The sequence below is a fragment of the Conyzicola nivalis genome, assembly GCF_040548875.1.
GTDB lineage: Bacteria > Actinomycetota > Actinomycetes > Actinomycetales > Microbacteriaceae > Conyzicola > Conyzicola nivalis_A.
This window is the reverse complement of sequence record NZ_JBEPSJ010000004.1, coordinates 65087-81045: the sequence shown is the minus strand read 5'-3', so window position 1 is coordinate 81045 and position 15959 is coordinate 65087. Positions and strand designations below refer to the sequence as shown.

Genomic DNA, 15959 nt, shown 5'->3' with positions numbered 1-15959 from the left:
CGTCCGGAGCGTTCGGGCACGCCCTATCCCCCGGGGCAGTGCCCGCTGGTGCCGTAGCAGGGCGGGGTTTCGTTCTCGCCGCCACGCTCGCTCGGTCCGTGGGTCGGCCGAACGTCCTGAGAGTTGAAGTATTCGACGAACGTCTCGACGACGGCGAAGTGCAGCGAGCCCGTCGCCAAGGACTCGGTTACCACGTCCGACGGCCAGTCGCCCTCGTCCGATATGACGTTCTGTCCAGCACTGACCGGTAGATATTGCATGTCGCTGGTGAGGTCGCTGGCGTCGAACAGCTTGACCACAAAGCCGGGGTCGTCGAGAGTGGCGAGGCTGGGCGGGGGCGAGAACCGTACGGCCGCGATCGCTTCAACCTGGGCGACCATGCTCGTCTCGCTCACGGCGCCGTTTGCGGCAAGGAACGCGTCGATGACCGCGGCCGCCGCGATATCGTCGGCCGCGGCGGGCAACGAGAAGACCGCGATCGAGCTGAGTGTGCAGCGCAGTCCCAGGTCTTCGTGGCCGACGAATCCCTGCTGATTACGCGCCGTGCCGCAGGCATCGACCGCATGGCTTGCCAGCAGAGTCATCCCGGAACCGTCGGTCGCCAACGAGGCGACGTCGGGGAATGCCTCGTGCGCCGCCACGCGCGCGTTGACGACGTCGCCGTCGTCGGACGAGTGCTCGGGCGCGGGGGTGCAGCCGCTGAGCAGCGTCACCATCGCGGCGACGGCGGCGACGCTCAAAGAGCCGCGCATGCCGCGGGCTACCCGAGATCGAGGGAACCTCATGGGCCGAGTTTACCTATGACGCCGGGCAGTCCAGTGTCGCTTGGGCTCTCGCTCGTTCCACCGAGCCCGATGGGCGAACGCCCATCGCCGAGATGCAGCACGCCCCGCCGTGCTGCGTCGATCGCGGCCGACACCGCCCCCGTCGCCACCGAGGCGGAGCCGAGCGTCGAGAGCACCAGCTCGGGCGCCGGAAGGTCGAGTTCGTCGGGCAGCCGAGCCCGCGCGACATCGACCACCTCGTCGAGACCCTCGGCGATCGCACCGGCGACGATGATGCGCGCGGGATCGTAGAGGCTGCCGAAGACCGCGGCGATGCGCGCCAAGAGCAGACCCGCCCGCTCGACCATGGCCTGCGACCATGCGTCGCCTGTTCGCGACAGCTCGATCACGGCGCGTCCGTTCAACGTCTCGACGGGCGCGCCGTCGAGCGGATGACCCGGCGGGATCTCACCGGCCGCGGCGGCGGCGCGCACCCATTCGGTGAGCCGCGTGCCGAGTCCGTCGGCGGTCTCGACGCCCACGATGTGGTCGAACGCCACGGTCTCTCCGGCACCCCCGTGGGCCCCTCGCAGCAGGTGGGCGTCGATGACGACTCCGGCGCCGAAGCGTTCGCCGGCGAGCAGCACCACGAAGTCGGACACCCCCACGGCGCTGCCGACGGAGCCCTCGGCGACCGCGGCGAGCGAAGCATCGTTCTCGATGCGCACGATCGGCACCCAGGCGTCGAGTGCATCTCGCAGGTCGGGGTTCATGCGGCGCCAGAAGTCGTCGCGGTGGTGCGGTGAGCGGCCGTCGGCGTCGACCGGCGCCGGCACGCCCACGCAGACGGCGAGCACGCTTTCGCGCGAACGCGAGGCGGAGGCCAGAGCCGAGTCGATGGCGTTCGCGACCGCGGCGCGGCGCTCCTCGGGACTGTCGTGTGCGACATCCAATTCCGTCGTCTCCCGCGCGAGCGTGGCTCCGCGCAGGTCGGACACGGTGGTCGTGAGATGGGCGCGCCCGGCGTCCATGCCGATCACCACCGCCGCGTCGGCTCGCAACTCGAAACGCCGTGACGGGCGGCCCTTGCGATACTCGCCAGCCGCGCGAGCGTTGGGCAGCTCGAGCAGCAGGCCGGCGTCGATCAGCTCGTCGAGGGCGTCGATCGTCGTGGTGCGCGTCAGGCCGGTGGCGGCCATCGCGTCGTCGCTCACGAACCCGCCGGCGTCCCACGCGAATCCCAGCACCGCGTCGAGGCTCGCGCGCGGGGGAGTGGCGTGCCGCTTCAGCGTGGTTCTCAAGACACTTGCCTCTTTCGTTTCCTTGACGCATTATGGTGCACACGAAGTTGATTCGTTGAAAAAATCTAGTCTGCGAAGCAACGTTCGAATACCAACGGCGGTACTCGAAAGGACGAAGACGTGCCTCAAACTCACCGCACACGACGTGTGCTCGCGGCGGGCATCGGCCTGCTGCTCGTCGGTTCGGCGCTCTCCGGCTGCGTGGGAGGCGCCGACGCCCAGACCGTGCGCTTCCATCTCAGCAAACCGGAGGCGATCCCCTATTTCAGAGAGCTGATCAGCGAGTACAACGCCGAGCACGACGACGTGCGCGTCGTGCTCGACTCGTCGTCGAATCTGCAGGCGGGGTTTCTGCGCGGCAACCCGCCCGACCTCGGGCTATTGAACTACAACATGGAGATGGCGCGGTTCATGGAGCGCGGCGCGCTGAGCGACCTCGGCGACATGCCGGAGGCCGACCGCATCCTCCCCGAGGTGCAGGACCTCGTCGACCAGTACGCGACGTACCCCGGCCGCACGAGCGTGCTGCCCTACTCGGTGATGGCCGCATCCGTCATCTACAACAAGCAGATCTTCGAGCAGCAGGGCCTCGACGTCCCGCAGACCTACGACGAGTTGATCGCCGTCTGCGACCAGCTCACCGCCGCGGGAGTCACCCCGTTCTACGCCACCTTCAAAGACCCGTGGACCGTCGCGCAGGGCTGGTTCGACTACACGGTGGGCGGCCAGGTCGACGTCGCCGACTTCTACGAGAAGATGAACGAGCTCGGCACCGAGGTCGGTCCCGATTCGCCCGTCTCGTTCGAGAAGACCTTCGCGGCTCCCGTCACGCGCATGCAGCAGCTCATCGACGACTACTCGAACTCCGACGCCGCCAGCAAGGCCTACGGCGACGGCAACCTCGCCTTCGCGCAGGGCGAGGCGGCGATGTACCTGCAGGGGCCGTGGGCATTCGGCGAGATCGCGAAGACCGCACCCGACCTCGACCTCGGAACATTCCCGCTGCCGATGACGGACGATCCCGGCGATCTGCAGGTGCGCGTCAACATCGATCTGGCGGCGTGGATCCCCGAGGCATCGGAGAGCAAGGATGCGGCGCGCGAGTTCCTGAGCTTCCTCTTCCGCAAGGACGTGATGGATGCGTACAACGCCGCGCAGCTCGGGTACGGCACGACCACAGACGCCGCGCCCGTCACCGACGAGCGCATCCTCGGCATGAAGGAGTACTACGACTCGGCGCAGTTCTATCAGGGGGCGTCGAAGGCGATCCCGCTGACCATCCCCACCGAGAACTACACGCAGGGCATCGCCCTCGGCGGAGACGTCGAGCGCACGCTACGCATCCTCGATGCCGACTGGGCGCGCCTCGCCTTGCGTCAGTGACCGATCTCGAAAGCAGCGCACCTCTAGGCAAAGGAGCCCAGAATGACGGCCATGACAGTGGCGCCCGCGACCCCGGTCGCCTCGTCGCACAGCACCACCGCGCCCAGGGGGAGGCGGCGCAAGGTCGAGGGGATCTACTACTTCTTCTTGCTCCCCAGCCTCGTCCTGTTCACCCTGGCGATCACCGTTCCGGCGGTCATCGGCATCTTCTTCAGTTTCACGAACTCGATCGGGTTCGGCGACTGGGAGTTCGTCGGCCTCATCAACTACGTGGCCATGTTCTCCGACCCTGCCATCCTGCAGAGCTACCTGTTCACCTTCGGCTTCGCCGCCGTCACGGTGGTCATCGTGAACGCGATCGCGTTCCTGCTGGCGGTCGGGCTGACCGCGCAGATCAAGATCAAGACAGGGCTGAGAACGGTCTTCGTGATCCCGATGGTGATCTCGGGCATCATCATCGCCTACGTCTTCAACTTCCTCTTCTCCAACTCGCTGCCCTTATTGGGGCAGACGCTCGGCATCGAGTGGCTCAGTTCGAGCATCCTCGCGAACCCCGATCTCGCCTGGGTGGCCATCGTGATCGTCACCGCCTGGCAGGCGATCCCCGGCACGCTGCTCATCTACATCGCGGGGCTGCTGTCGATCCCGGGAGACGTCTACGAGGCTGCCGACATCGACGGGGCGGGCAAGGCGCAGCAGCTGTTCCGAATCACCCTCCCGCTCGTGGCCGGGTACGTCGTCATCAACGTCATCCTCGGCTTCAAGAACTTCCTCAACGCCTACGACATCATCGTCGGCCTGACCAACGGCGGACCGGGAACCGCGACGAGGAGCATCCCGATGACGATCGTCACCGGGTTCACCGGCGGCGACTACGCCTACCAGATGGCCAACGCGACGATGTTCTTCGTCATCGTCGTGATCGTCTCGGTGCTGCAACTGCGGCTCACCCGTGGAAGGAACGAAATCTGATGACAGTGCAGCCCGCCCTCGTGGTCGAGGGCACAGATGCCGAGCTGACCCGCGAGACCGGGAAGGCACGCCGCGCGGACGGCGCGAGGATGCGCGGCGACAAAAAGAATGTGCCGCTCACCATCGTGCTCATCCTGTGCGCGGTGACCGTGATCGTGCCCCTGTACGTGACCCTCACGACGGCCTTCAAGACACAGTCGCAGGCCGCCGAGGGAAACGCGTTCTCGCTCCCCGCCCCGTTCAGCGTCGAGGGGTTCGTCACGGCGTGGAACCTCACGAACTTCCCGGCGGCTTTCCTCGTGTCGATCCTGATCACCGCAGGATCGGTCGCAGGCACGGTCATCCTCGGCGCGCTCGCCTCCTTCGCCATCTCGCGCAACTGGGACCACCGCCTGTTCCGCTGGTCGTTCTTCTACCTGCTCGCGGCGATGTTCATCCCGTTCCCGGTCGTCGCGCTGCCGCAGATCCAGCTCACGGGCCTCGCCGGTCTAGACAACCCGCTCGGGGTGACGATCCTGCACATCATGTTCCAGCTGAGCTTCAGCATCCTGCTGTTCACCGCGTTCCTCCGGTCGATCCCCGCCGAGCTGGAGGAGAGCGCCCGCATCGACGGTGCGACCACCTGGCAGACCTTCTGGAGGCTGATCTTCCCGCTGCTCGCCCCGATGAGCGCGACCGTCGGGATCTTCGCGTTCCTCGCCTCGTGGAACGACTTCATGATGCCGTCGCTGATCACCTCCGATCCGGCGCTGCAGACCCTCCCGGTGGTGCAGAACATCTTCCAGACACAGTTCAGCAACAACTACAACGTGTCGTTCGCGTCGTACCTCATGGCAATGGCACCCGCCATCGTCGTCTACCTCTTCACCCAGCGGTGGGTCATGGAAGGCGTCACGCAGGGCGCCGTGAAAGGCTGAATGGATGGCTGACACTCGCGACCTCGACCACGCCCTCGACCACGACGCCGACCTCGAACTGCCGCCCTGGTGGCGCCAGGGCGTCGTCTACCAGATCTATCCGCGCAGCTTCGCCGACGCGAACGCCGACGGCCTCGGCGACATCGCGGGGATCGTCGCGAAGGCCGACTACCTCGAGTCGCTGGGCATCGACGCGGTCTGGCTGAGCCCGTTCTACCCGTCGGCACTGGCCGACGGCGGCTACGACGTCGCCGACTACCGCGACGTCGACCCGCGGCTCGGCACGCTCGCTGACTTCGACGACCTCGTCGACGCGCTGCACTCGCGCGGCATCAGGGTCGTCGTCGACATCGTGCCGAACCACACCTCCGACCAGCACGCGTGGTTCCGGGAGGCGCTCGCCGCGGGGCGCGATTCGGCGGCGCGCGAGCGCTACATCTTCCGCGAGGGAACCGGCCCCGACGGCGCGCTGCCGCCGACCGACTGGGTGTCGATGTTCGGCGGGTCGGCGTGGGAGCGTGTCGACGACGGCCAGTGGTACCTGCACAACTTCGCGATCGAGCAGCCCGACCTCAACTGGGAGTACCCCGAGGTGCGCGCCGACTTCGTGACGACGCTGCGTTTCTGGTCCGACCGCGGGGTCGACGGCTTCCGCATCGATGTCGCCCACATGCTCACGAAGGACCTCTCCGAGCCGCTGCCCTCGCAGGCGCAGCTCGACGCGCTTCCCCGCGACGGCATGCACCCCATGGTCGACCGCGACGACGTGCACGAGGTCTACGCCGAGTGGCGTCGTGTGTTCGACTCCTACGACCCGCCGCGCACCGCGGTCGCGGAGGCGTGGGTCGACAAGGCGCGTGTGCCGCTCTATGCGAGCCGCGAGAGTCTCGGGCAGGCGTTCAACTTCGACCTGCTGCAGGCCGACTTCGACGCGGGCCAGTTTCGACGTGTGGTGCAGGACAACCTCGAACTCGCCGACGCATCCGGATCGTCGAGCACCTGGGTGCTGTCGAACCACGACGTGGTGCGTCACGCCACACGGTACGGGCTGCCGCACCCCGGCCGAGACGAGCGCGGCGCACCGCTGCGCAAGCACGGCACCGAGTGGGTGCGCAGCGGGGGAGTCGATCCGGTGCTCGACCGCGACGCCGGCGGGCGTCGCGCGAGGGCGGCGTCGCTGTTTATGCTCGCGCTTCCCGGCTCGAGCTACATCTACCAGGGCGAGGAGCTCGGGCTGCACGAGGTGGCCGAGATCCCGGCCTCCGAACGGCAGGACCCCACGTTCTTCCGCAGCGAGGGCGCGGACTTCGGCAGAGACGGATGCCGCGTGCCGCTGCCCTGGCGAAGCGACGGCCCCTCGTTCGGATTCGGCGACGACGGCTCCCACCTTCCGCAGCCCGAGTGGTTCGCCGACTACGCGGTCTCGCGCGAAGACGGGGACCCAGCGTCGACCCTCACCCTCTACCGGGAGGCGCTGCGGCTGCGCCGCTCGCTGCAGACATCGGAGCGTCTCGAGTGGATCGAGAGCGGCCGCGACGACGTGCTGCGCTTCCGCCGACCGAACGGCTGGGAGGCCGTCACGAACTTCGGCGCTGAGCCGTACCCGCTCGACCGTGGCCACCCGGTGATCGCCAGCAGCCCCCTCGACGGCGGCCTGCTCCCGGGCGATACGACAGTCTGGTTGCGTTAGCCCCTGCCGCTGTTCTCGGGAAGAAAAACGCCCTGTCGCCGGTTGCACGGGTAACGCGCGAACCGCCGCGTCCACACTAGAGAGAACAAGGATCACACCCTCATGGGCTTCTTCGACAGGGTCTTCGGCCGCGACAGCACGCTGGAGGACCGCCCGGCCCCACACCGCACCGCCGACGAGATCGCCGTCGAACGGTACGACTACCTCCTCCGCACCGCTTCGCCGAAGACCATCGACAGGGTGCACGAGGAGGCGTTCGCCAAGCTCACCCCGGCCCAGCTGGACATCCTGTTCAGCCGTCTCACCGAGGCGGCGCCCGAAGGCGAGCGACCGGCGGATGCAACGCCCGCGGCGCTCGCGAAGGCCGCGACGCTGACCGAGGCGAAGCAGCCCGGGGCACTCTCTCGGGCGTTCGGCGGCCAGGACGGCGCGGGCTGGGGCGGCAGCATGTACGGCACCCTCGCCGGCTACGTCGTGGCATCCAGCATCATCGACGCCTACTTCTTCGCCGGGCTCACGAGCACGGCGGTTGCTCAGGGTGCGGGTGCCGACACGGCGGCCGCGAGCGCGGCAGCCGGCGACGGCGGCTGGGGCGGGTTCGACTTCGGCTTCTAGCCGACGGCCGGTCACGCAGGCGGGCACTGCGCCGGGCCGAGACAGTACGCCGGTAGGGGGCGCGCGCACTACCGCGAGGTGATGTGCGCCCCGACCGGCCCGTGCCAGACTGGCCGCACGATGAACACTCCCCGACGGCAGATGCAGTGGCTGGTCGTGGCATCCGCCCTCGCCATCGTGATCTTCAGCGTCAGCGTTCCGGTGTCGGCCACCGTCTACCAGGTGCCCGTTCTCGCCGCGTTCGCGATCGGCGTCCTGCAGTGCGGAAGCCTCCCGCTCTCCCTCGTCGCTCCGCGCTGGGCCGTCGCCGGCTGGGCGCTCGGTGCGGCGGGCTTCGTGCTATTCGGCGTCGCAGCGGCCGGGGCGCCCTGGCCGCTCGACGTGTGCGGCCTGCTCAGCCTGTGCGCGCTGCTGCTGTCGCTCGGGCTGCGTCGTCCGGTGACCGAGGGCGTCGTCGGCTGGGCAGTGGGAATCGCCACGCCGTTGCTCGTGCTGTTCCTCGTCGGGGCGGGCGCGACGGGCAACGCCACCGTCGACGGAATCGTCGCGAACCTGGTGACCTCGACAGCGATCACCGCTTTCGTGCTGCTCGCGGCGGTCTTCTTCGCACAGCGCGCACGGCTTCGCGGCGACCTCGCCGCCGAGCAGCATCGCCGCGGCATCGTCGAGGAGCGCAACCGCATCGCCCGCGAGCTGCACGACGTAGTGGCGCACAGCATGTCGGTGATCCAGGTGCAGGCCTCGAGCGCGCCGTACCGTCTGCCGCAGCTCGACGACGACGCGCGCCGCGAGTTCGGAGAGATCGCGGCATCCGCCCGCTCGGCGATGCAGGAGATGCGACAGCTGCTCGGCGTGCTGCGCAGCGACGGCGCGGACGTCGACCGGATGCCCCAGCCGGGCGTCGCCCAGATCGTCGAGCTGGCGCACACCCTCGAGCGTGCGGGCACCAGGGTGACCGTCGACCTCGACGACGCGCTGCCCGCCGAGGGGCTCGCGAGCACCGCCGCGTACCGTATCGCGCAGGAGTCGCTCAGCAACGTGGTGCGGCACGCTCCGGGCGCCCCGGCCCGGGTGCACGCCGAACTGGTCGACGGAGCGATCATCCTCCGCGTCGAGAACGACGCTCCGGCCGCTCCCGCGGCCATCCAGCGCGCGGCAGGCGGCCACGGCATCATCGGCATGCGCGAGCGCTGCGAGATGCTGGGCGGGACCCTGCACGCCGGTCCGACCACCGCGGGCGGGTACCTCGTGCGGGCGACTCTCCCCGTCGCCGCATCCGCCCCGACCCTCACCAGCAGCACCGCCCACAGCAGCGCCACCCAGAGCAAGGACCCCGAACGCCCGTGACCATCTCAGTTCTCGTCGTCGACGACCAGGCCATGGTGCGCGCCGGATTCGCCGCCGTGCTCGACGCGCAGCCGGGCATCGACGTCCTCGGCCAGGCCGCCGACGGGCGGGAGGCCGTCGAGCTCGCCCAGCGGATGCGCCCCGACGTCGTCGTGATGGACGTGAGGATGCCAGTGATGAACGGCCTCGAGGCCACCCGCGCGCTGCAGACACCGCCGCGCGGCACCGACTACGTGCCCCGGGTCCTCGTGCTCACGACCTTCGACATCGACGACTACGTGTACGAGGCGCTGCGCGCCGGGGCGAGCGGGTTCCTGTTGAAGGACGCGCTCCCCGAGGAGCTGGTCGCCGCGGTGCGCATCGTCGCGGCGGGCGACGCGCTGCTCGCGCCGAGCGTCACCCGCAGGCTGATCGAGGACTTCGCGCGCGCCGCCCCGCCTCGCCGCGTCGACGGCAACCTCGTCTCGGCGCTCACCGAGCGCGAGGTGGAGGTGCTCACCCTCGTCGGCCGCGGGCTCTCGAACGGCGAGATCGCCGCCGCCCTGTTCATCGCGGAGCAGACGGTGAAGACGCACGTGAGCAAGGTGTTCTCCAAGCTCGGGCTGCGCGACCGTGTGCAGGCGGTCGTGTTCGCCTACGACGTCGCCCTGGTGCAGCCGGGCACTCGCGGCTGAACCGCCCGACCCTACCGCGGTAGGGTCCGCGAACGGCTCCCCGGGTTGATGCCCGGCGGCATACCGTCTCCCTAACCTGCTGTCACCGAGCGGATGCACCGCCCGAACCGAGGGGGACATCCGTGACGATCGCAGCGAGCCGACCAGCGACACCGGGCCCGGCGATACACGCGCCGGTGCCGGCCGGAGCCCGACCGGCGGTGACCCGCGACCGCAGCATCGACGCCGTGCGCTCGACCCTGCTCGTGACGGTCGTCGCCCTCCACGCCATGATGGTCGGCGTCAGCGTGTCCACTGCGGGACCCGTGCTGGAGAACGCGATGGAGAACCAGACCTGGTTCGCCCCCGCGAGCTGGGCCGTGCAGGTCATGCCGCTGTTCTTCATCGTCGGCGGTTTCTCGAGCATCACGCAGTGGCGCGGCCTGCGGGCCCGCGGCACCACGGCCTCGGCCTACGTGCGCACACGCATCGACCGACTCGTGCGCCCGGCGATCGCGCTCGTCGCCGTGGTGGGCGCCGCCCTGCTGGCCATGGCGCCCGCGGGCGTGCCGGCGGACATCGTCGCCACCGCCGGGTACCGCATCGGCCAGCCCATGTGGTTTCTCGGCGTCTACATCCTCTGCTCGTCGCTCGTGCCGCTGATGGCCAGGGCGCACGAGCGGGCCAGGGTCGCGACGCCGCTGCTGCTGCTGGCCGCCGTGCTCGCCGTCGACGCTGTCCGCCTGTCGAGCGGGCTCGACGCCATCGGCTTCCTCAACCTGCTGTTCGTCTGGCTGCTGGTGCAACAGCTCGGCTTCTGGCTCGCCGACGGCAGCGTCGAGGCGCTGGGCCGCGGCGCCCGTCTCGGCGTTCTCGGGGCCGCGCTCGCGGTGCTGCTGGTGCTGACCGCCGGTCCGTACTCGCCCGACATGCTGGTGAACCTGAACCCGCCCACGGTGTGCCTCGTCGCGCTCGGAGTCGCCCAGCTGCTGGTCTTCTCGCTGCTGCGCCCCCGCTTCGCGGCCCTCGCCGAGCACACGGTGTACGGCCGGGTCATCGACGCCCTCGGCCGAACCGGCATGACCGTCTACCTCTGGCACATGCCGGTGCTCATCGGGCTGGCGGCGCTGCTGCTCGCGCTCGAGGCCGCAGCCGGCGTGCCGCTGCCGGAGCCGCTCGGCGCCGAATGGTGGGCGGGCAGGCCGTTCTGGCTGGTGGTCGTCGCTGTAGCCGTCGTGCCGGTCGTGGCGCTGTTCGCTCGTTTCGAGCGGGGGCGCGGTATGCCGGGCGGCAGGGGCGGCAGGGGCGGCAGGGGCGGCAGGGGCGGCAGGGGCGGAACGGGCGGCGCGGGCGATGCGCGCTTCGCCGCGCTCGACACGCTGCTCGGAGCAGGCGGCGTCGCGCTCGTGCTCGTCGCCGGATTCGGCGTCGTGCCCGCGACGATCGCGCTGCTGGTGCTGCTCTGCTCGCTCGTCGGAACGAGCCGTATCGCCTCGCTACCGAGAATGTCGTTCCGTAGGACGACACGGCTGGCACCGGCGGTGGATGTGGCGTAGCCGGCCGATTTCTAGGCTCGAAACCAACCCCGCGCTCGACCGAACCTCGAATCGACACCCTCCACCATGGAACAGATCTCCGACTTCCTCCTCACCGCGGTGAGCTCGCCCTGGGCCTACCTCGTCGTCTTCGCGATCGTCGTCATCGACGGGTTCTTCCCGCCGGTGCCGAGCGAGAGCATCGTCGTCGTGGCGGCGGCCATCGGCGTGAGCACAGGCTCTCCGAACCCCGTCGTGATCGTGCTGCTCGCGGCCGTCGGAGCGGCGGTCGGCGACAACGTCGCGTACTGGATCGGGCGCAGGATCGGCACGACCCGGTTCCGGTGGATGCGCCGCCCGCGGGCGGCGGGCGCGATCGGCCGGGCGGGTCGCGGTCTCGCGGTGCGGCCGGCGAGCCTGCTGCTCGTCGCCCGCTACATCCCCATCGGGCGGGTGGCGGTCAACATGACGGCCGGCGCCACCCGGTTCCCGTACCGCAGGTTCTGGCCGCTGACGCTGCTCGCCGGCGCCAGCTGGGCGGTGTACTCCACGGTGATCGGAGTGGTCGCGGGCCACTGGGTGAAGGACCAGCCGCTGCTCGGCGCCGCCATCGGCGTGGTGATCGCGCTGACGCTCGGTGTGGTCATCGACCGCGTGACGGCCGCCGTGACGCGCCGCCGCCGGGCCGCCACCGCCGAGGTCGTGCCCGAGCCCGAGCCCGAGCCCGCGCCGGTGCCCGCGCCCGCGCCGGCGCCCGCGACGGTGCCCGTGCCGGCGCCCGAGGCCGTGGAGCACGCGCCCGTGTGGCTCTAGTCTCGCCGACGCGTCGGCCGGCGAGCTGGCTGGCCAGTTGTGGCCCCTTCGTCCGGCGGTATGCAGCCCGAACTGGCCAGTCAGGTCACCGATCGCGCCGGTTGCCGCCGTGACGCGGCGCCGCCTGCTACGAGCGGGGGTAGCGCGCGCGGATGAAGCAGTAGACGCCGTAGGCGGCGAGCCCGAAGGCCACGACGACGAGGAGCACGTTTCCGAACGGCAGCTCGGCGAGGGTCTTCAGGGCCCCGTCGAGCCCGGTCGCCTCACTCGTGTCTGACGTGACGGCCGCCACGACGAACAGCACCCCGACGATCGCGATGGCGACGCCCTTGGAGACGTAGCCGAGAACGCCGAGCACGGTAGCCGTCTTCTTGCGCGAGCCGTTCGTCAGGGCGAGGTCGTCGAGGAACTTCTGGCGGATGCCCTTGGTCACGAAGTAGGCGCCGACCGCTGCCACCCCGAGGCCGAGCACCACGAGAAGGACCACTCCGCCCGGGCTGGTGAGCAGCTGGGCGCTCAGGCTCTGCGCCTGGTCGCCGCTGTCGGGCGAGCCGCCGAGTGCGTAGGTCGCGGCAGAGCCCCCGACCGCGAGGTAGGCGATCGCCTTGCCGCCCTCCTTGGCCCGGTCGGCCCAGTCGTCCTTGTCTGTGCCGCGCACGAGCACCGTCTCGAGCACCTGGAACAGGCCGAGCGCGAATAGGCCGCCGGCGAGAAACCAGAGGAGGGCGAAGCCGAGCGGCGCCTCGGCGACCTGGGCGAGCGCCCCGCCCTGGTCGGCGTCGCCGCCGTCGCCGAACGCGACCGAGAGGGCGATGCCACCGATGAGAATGTGGATGACGCCGTTGACGGCATAGCCGACGCGGGCGAACATGCGGAAGACGTGGTTCTCGTGCAGGGACTGCGCGCCCGAGCGCACGCTCTCGGTGGCCTGGCCCGCTGTCGTGTTCATCGTCCCAGCGTACGGGGCGTGGCCGGGGCACGGGTCTAGGCTCGTGCCCACACCAAAGGAGGAGACCATGGCCACACCCGCCGTGATCGTTCGCCGCGTCTACGACGCGCCGCTGGACACCGATGGCGCCCGGGTCCTCGTCGACCGGCTGTGGCCGCGTGGGCTCAGCAAACAGAAGGCGGCGCTGGACGACTGGAACAAGGAGGTCGCCCCGTCGACCGCGCTGCGCCAGTGGTACGGGCACGAGCCAGACCGGTTCGAGGAGTTCACGCGCCGCTACGGCCTCGAACTCCAGCAGCCCGAACGCGTGGCTGCCCTCGACCGGTTGCGGGCCCTCGCCGCGGCGGGACGGCTCACCCTGCTGACGGCTATACGGCAGCCCGAGATCAGCGAGGCCGAGGTTCTCGCTCGGATGCTGCGCGGCTGATCCTGCCCGGACGGTACGCGCTGACGGTCGGATCGTCGGCGGTCCAGAACCGCCACGGGAAGCGGGCGCCGTCGCCGGCCGGCCCGCTTACTCCGACGCGAGGGCCCGTGGCGGGCGCGAGACCCGTGGGCGCATCCGGAATCAGGAATCGCCACGCGCCGCCGAACAGGTCGTCCCCGTCGTCGGCGCGGGTCACGCCGAACGCCCGGGCCACGTTGCCCGGCCCGCGGGCCAGATCCAGGTCGCGGAGCGGTGCGACGCGGCGAGCGTTCACGCCGGGTCCGTGCTCGCGACGGCTGCGGGCGAGCGGCTCGCCCACGACCACCCGGCCGGCGCGCACGAGGCACCCGTACGGCTGCCCGGCGAGACCGGCGACGAGGTTGACGGCGTGGTGCAGCCCGTAGGTGAAGTACACGTAGACGTGGCCGGGCTCGCCGAACATCGTCGCGTTGCGGGCGGTCTTGCCGCGGTAGGAATGGGAGCCGGGATCCCGTTCGCCGGCGTAGGCCTCCACCTCGGTGATGCGGATCGCGACCGTGCCGTGCGCGTCGGTGCGTTCGAGCACGCAGCCGGGCAGCTGCGGGGCGACCTCGAGCGCGTCGCGGGCGAAGAACGAGCGATCCGTCTCGGCGAATCCGGTCAGAGCGTGCACGCTGCGACACTAGCGGAGGCCCGGCGGCATCGACCATACGCCCGCGATATGCGCCGGTCTTTACGATGGGTGCATGCGTGTGCTGATTGTCGAAGACGAGCTCTACCTCGCAGAGGCGATCCGCGACGGACTGCGGCTCGAGGCGATCGCGGCCGACGTGGTCGGCGACGGCGACACGGCCCTCGAATACCTCGCGGTGAACGAGTACGACGCCGTGGTGCTCGACCGCGACATCCCCGGCACCCATGGCGACGAGGTCGCCCGCCGCATCGTCGCCGACGGCCTTCCCACCCGCATTCTGATGCTCACCGCCGCCGGTCTGCTCGACGACAAGGTGCGCGGGTTCGAGATCGGCGCAGACGACTACCTGACCAAGCCGTTCGAACTGCGCGAACTCGTCATGCGGTTGCGCGCCCTCGGCCGGCGACCTGCCGAGGGCGCGCCGCCCGTGCAGGAGTTCGCCGGTCTCACCCTCGACACGTTCCGCCGCGAGGTGTTCCGCGACGGTCGCTACGTCGGTGTCACCCGCAAGCAGTTCTCGGTGCTCGAGGTGCTCATGGCGGCGCGCGGCGGCGTCGTCAGCGCAGAGACACTGCTCGAGCGCGCCTGGGACGAGAACGCCGACCCGTTCACGAACGCCGTGCGCATCACGATCTCCTCGCTGAGAAAACGGCTCGGCGACCCGTGGCTCATCCACACCGTCGCGGGCGTCGGATACCGCGTCGGCGAGGCAGGGCCCGTCGACGACACGAGCGGTCCATGAGCGCGCGGCTGCGGCTCACCCTGAGCTATGCGGGCTTCCTGCTCATCGCCGGGTTCGCCCTTCTGGTGGTGCTGCTCTACATCATCCGGTTCGTGCCCGAGGGCAACATCAGCGAGAGCGGCGGCGGCGCGGTGCCGGGACGCTTCGTGCCCGACCGCAGCGACCTGCTCGACGCGCTCTGGCCGAAGGCGTGGCTGGTCATCGCCGTACTCGCCGTCGTCGGCCTCGTCGGCGGGTGGTTCCTGGCGGGGCGGATGCTTCGTCCGCTGCAGCGCATCAACGGAGTCGCCCGGCGCGTGGCGGCGGGGTCGCTCGACGAGCGCGTGCGCCTCGGCGGTACTCCCGACGAGTTCCGCGAGCTCGCCGACACCTTCGACTCCATGCTCGACCGCCTGCAGCACTCGTTCGACGAACAGCGCCGGTTCGCGGCCAACGCCGCGCACGAGCTGCGCACCCCCTACGCGATCGAGAGGTCGATGCTCGACGTGGCTCTCGCCGACCCGGCCGGACTCGACGCGGCCCGGCTGGTGCGCCGGCTCGACGAGACGAACCGCCGGGGGATCGAGGTCGTCGAGGCGCTCCTCGCCCTCGCCTCGCTCGACGACGGGCGCGAGATCGCGCGGGAGCCGGTCGACGTCGCCGACACCGTGACCGACGTGGTGACCGAGCTGCGCCCGCTCGCCGACCAGGCGGGAGTCACAGTCACGAGCGTCATCGGCGAAGGCGACATCGACGGCAGCGCGACCCTGGTGCGGCAGCTCGTCGCCAACCTCGTGCTCAACGGCATCCGGCACAACCTCGACGCCGACGGCTGGGTCGAGATCAGAACGGAGACCGAGCTGGACGGCTCGGTCGAGATCGTCGTGCTGAACACCGGGCCCGTGGTGTCGCCCGAGCTGCTCGTCACGCTCACCGAACCGTTCGTGCGCGGTGTGGGCCGGGTGACCGCGCGCACGCCCGGAAGCCGGGGCAGTCACGAGGGCAGCGGCCTCGGGCTCGCCCTCGTCGCGCGGGTGGCGACCGCGCACGGTGCTGTGCTGCGCCTCGACGCACCGGCCGAGGGCGGTCTCGTCGTGCGTGTGCGCTTCCCCGCTCCGGGAAACGGCTAGCCGAGGCATCCGCGAAGCCCGTCCAGCCTGTGTATCGCGAGCATATGCGATTCTCGAGACGCCCCGGCA

The 15959-nt window shown here is 70.2% G+C and carries 16 protein-coding genes; 12 read left to right on the top strand and 4 right to left on the bottom strand.

Going from position 1 to position 15959, the window contains the following annotated elements; all coding sequences use genetic code 11:
- Nucleotides 1-23: 23 nt before the first annotated feature.
- Together ABIE21_RS14875 and ABIE21_RS14870 are read right to left on the bottom strand one after the other, a co-directional pair.
- Nucleotides 24-716: a hypothetical protein gene (locus ABIE21_RS14875; protein WP_354025629.1), complete on the bottom strand. Its 693-nt coding sequence runs from the start codon at nt 714-716 to the stop codon at nt 24-26.
- A 65-nt stretch (nt 717-781) separates the two neighbouring features.
- Nucleotides 782-2065: an ROK family protein gene (locus tag ABIE21_RS14870; protein WP_354025628.1), complete on the bottom strand. Its 1284-nt coding sequence runs from the start codon at nt 2063-2065 to the stop codon at nt 782-784.
- A gap of 120 nt (nt 2066-2185) precedes the next feature.
- On the opposite strand from ABIE21_RS14870, the gene ABIE21_RS14865 reads away from it, so the two are divergent.
- The 9 genes from ABIE21_RS14865 to ABIE21_RS14825 all read left to right on the top strand — a co-directional run bounded on the left by ABIE21_RS14865 (nt 2186) and on the right by ABIE21_RS14825 (nt 11990).
- Nucleotides 2186-3448, top strand: coding sequence for an ABC transporter substrate-binding protein (locus tag ABIE21_RS14865; protein WP_354025627.1), 1263 nt, complete (start codon nt 2186-2188; stop codon nt 3446-3448).
- A 51-nt stretch (nt 3449-3499) separates the two neighbouring features.
- Complete coding sequence (locus ABIE21_RS14860) at nt 3500-4420, top strand: carbohydrate ABC transporter permease (RefSeq protein ID WP_354025882.1); 921 nt, start codon at nt 3500-3502, stop codon at nt 4418-4420.
- An 89-nt stretch (nt 4421-4509) separates the two neighbouring features.
- Entirely contained in the window at nt 4510-5337 is an 828-nt protein-coding gene (locus ABIE21_RS14855) for a carbohydrate ABC transporter permease (protein ID WP_436232356.1), read from the top strand.
- A gap of 4 nt (nt 5338-5341) precedes the next feature.
- Complete coding sequence (locus tag ABIE21_RS14850) at nt 5342-7027, top strand: glycoside hydrolase family 13 protein (RefSeq protein WP_354025625.1); 1686 nt, start codon at nt 5342-5344, stop codon at nt 7025-7027.
- Between the two features lie 102 nt (nt 7028-7129).
- Nucleotides 7130-7642: a hypothetical protein gene (locus ABIE21_RS14845; protein ID WP_354025624.1), complete on the top strand. Its 513-nt coding sequence runs from the start codon at nt 7130-7132 to the stop codon at nt 7640-7642.
- Nucleotides 7643-7762: 120 nt separating this feature from the next.
- Nucleotides 7763-8989, top strand: a complete 1227-nt coding sequence (locus ABIE21_RS14840) for a sensor histidine kinase (RefSeq protein ID WP_354025623.1) — start codon at nt 7763-7765, stop codon at nt 8987-8989.
- On the top strand, nt 8986-9663 hold the full coding sequence (locus tag ABIE21_RS14835; protein WP_354025622.1) for a response regulator transcription factor: 678 nt from the start codon (nt 8986-8988) through the stop codon (nt 9661-9663). Before ABIE21_RS14840 ends, ABIE21_RS14835 begins: the two co-directional genes overlap by 4 nt.
- A 122-nt stretch (nt 9664-9785) precedes the next feature.
- Nucleotides 9786-11198, top strand: coding sequence for an acyltransferase family protein (locus ABIE21_RS14830; protein WP_354025621.1), 1413 nt, complete (start codon nt 9786-9788; stop codon nt 11196-11198).
- 66 nt (nt 11199-11264) lie between these two features.
- Nucleotides 11265-11990: a DedA family protein gene (locus ABIE21_RS14825; protein ID WP_354025620.1), complete on the top strand. Its 726-nt coding sequence runs from the start codon at nt 11265-11267 to the stop codon at nt 11988-11990.
- Between the two features lie 127 nt (nt 11991-12117).
- On the opposite strand, the gene ABIE21_RS14820 is transcribed toward ABIE21_RS14825, so the two are convergent.
- On the bottom strand, nt 12118-12939 hold the full coding sequence (locus ABIE21_RS14820; RefSeq protein WP_354025619.1) for a DUF1206 domain-containing protein: 822 nt from the start codon (nt 12937-12939) through the stop codon (nt 12118-12120).
- Nucleotides 12940-13006: 67 nt separating this feature from the next.
- On the opposite strand from ABIE21_RS14820, the gene ABIE21_RS14815 reads away from it, so the two are divergent.
- Nucleotides 13007-13366, top strand: coding sequence for a DUF488 domain-containing protein (locus ABIE21_RS14815; protein WP_354025618.1), 360 nt, complete (start codon nt 13007-13009; stop codon nt 13364-13366).
- Here the strand turns inward: ABIE21_RS14815 and ABIE21_RS14810 are convergent.
- A complete protein-coding gene (locus tag ABIE21_RS14810; RefSeq protein ID WP_354025617.1) occupies nt 13326-14018 on the bottom strand; it encodes a DNA-3-methyladenine glycosylase in 693 nt (230 codons plus the stop codon). The two genes, ABIE21_RS14815 and ABIE21_RS14810, sit on opposite strands and share 41 nt — an antisense overlap.
- A gap of 73 nt (nt 14019-14091) precedes the next feature.
- Between ABIE21_RS14810 and ABIE21_RS14805 the strand changes: the two genes are divergently transcribed.
- Together ABIE21_RS14805 and ABIE21_RS14800 are read left to right on the top strand one after the other, a co-directional pair.
- Nucleotides 14092-14781, top strand: coding sequence for a response regulator transcription factor (locus ABIE21_RS14805; protein ID WP_354025616.1), 690 nt, complete (start codon nt 14092-14094; stop codon nt 14779-14781).
- Nucleotides 14778-15890, top strand: a complete 1113-nt coding sequence (locus ABIE21_RS14800; RefSeq protein ID WP_354025615.1) for a sensor histidine kinase — start codon at nt 14778-14780, stop codon at nt 15888-15890. Before ABIE21_RS14805 ends, ABIE21_RS14800 begins: the two co-directional genes overlap by 4 nt.
- Nucleotides 15891-15959 lie beyond the last annotated feature (69 nt).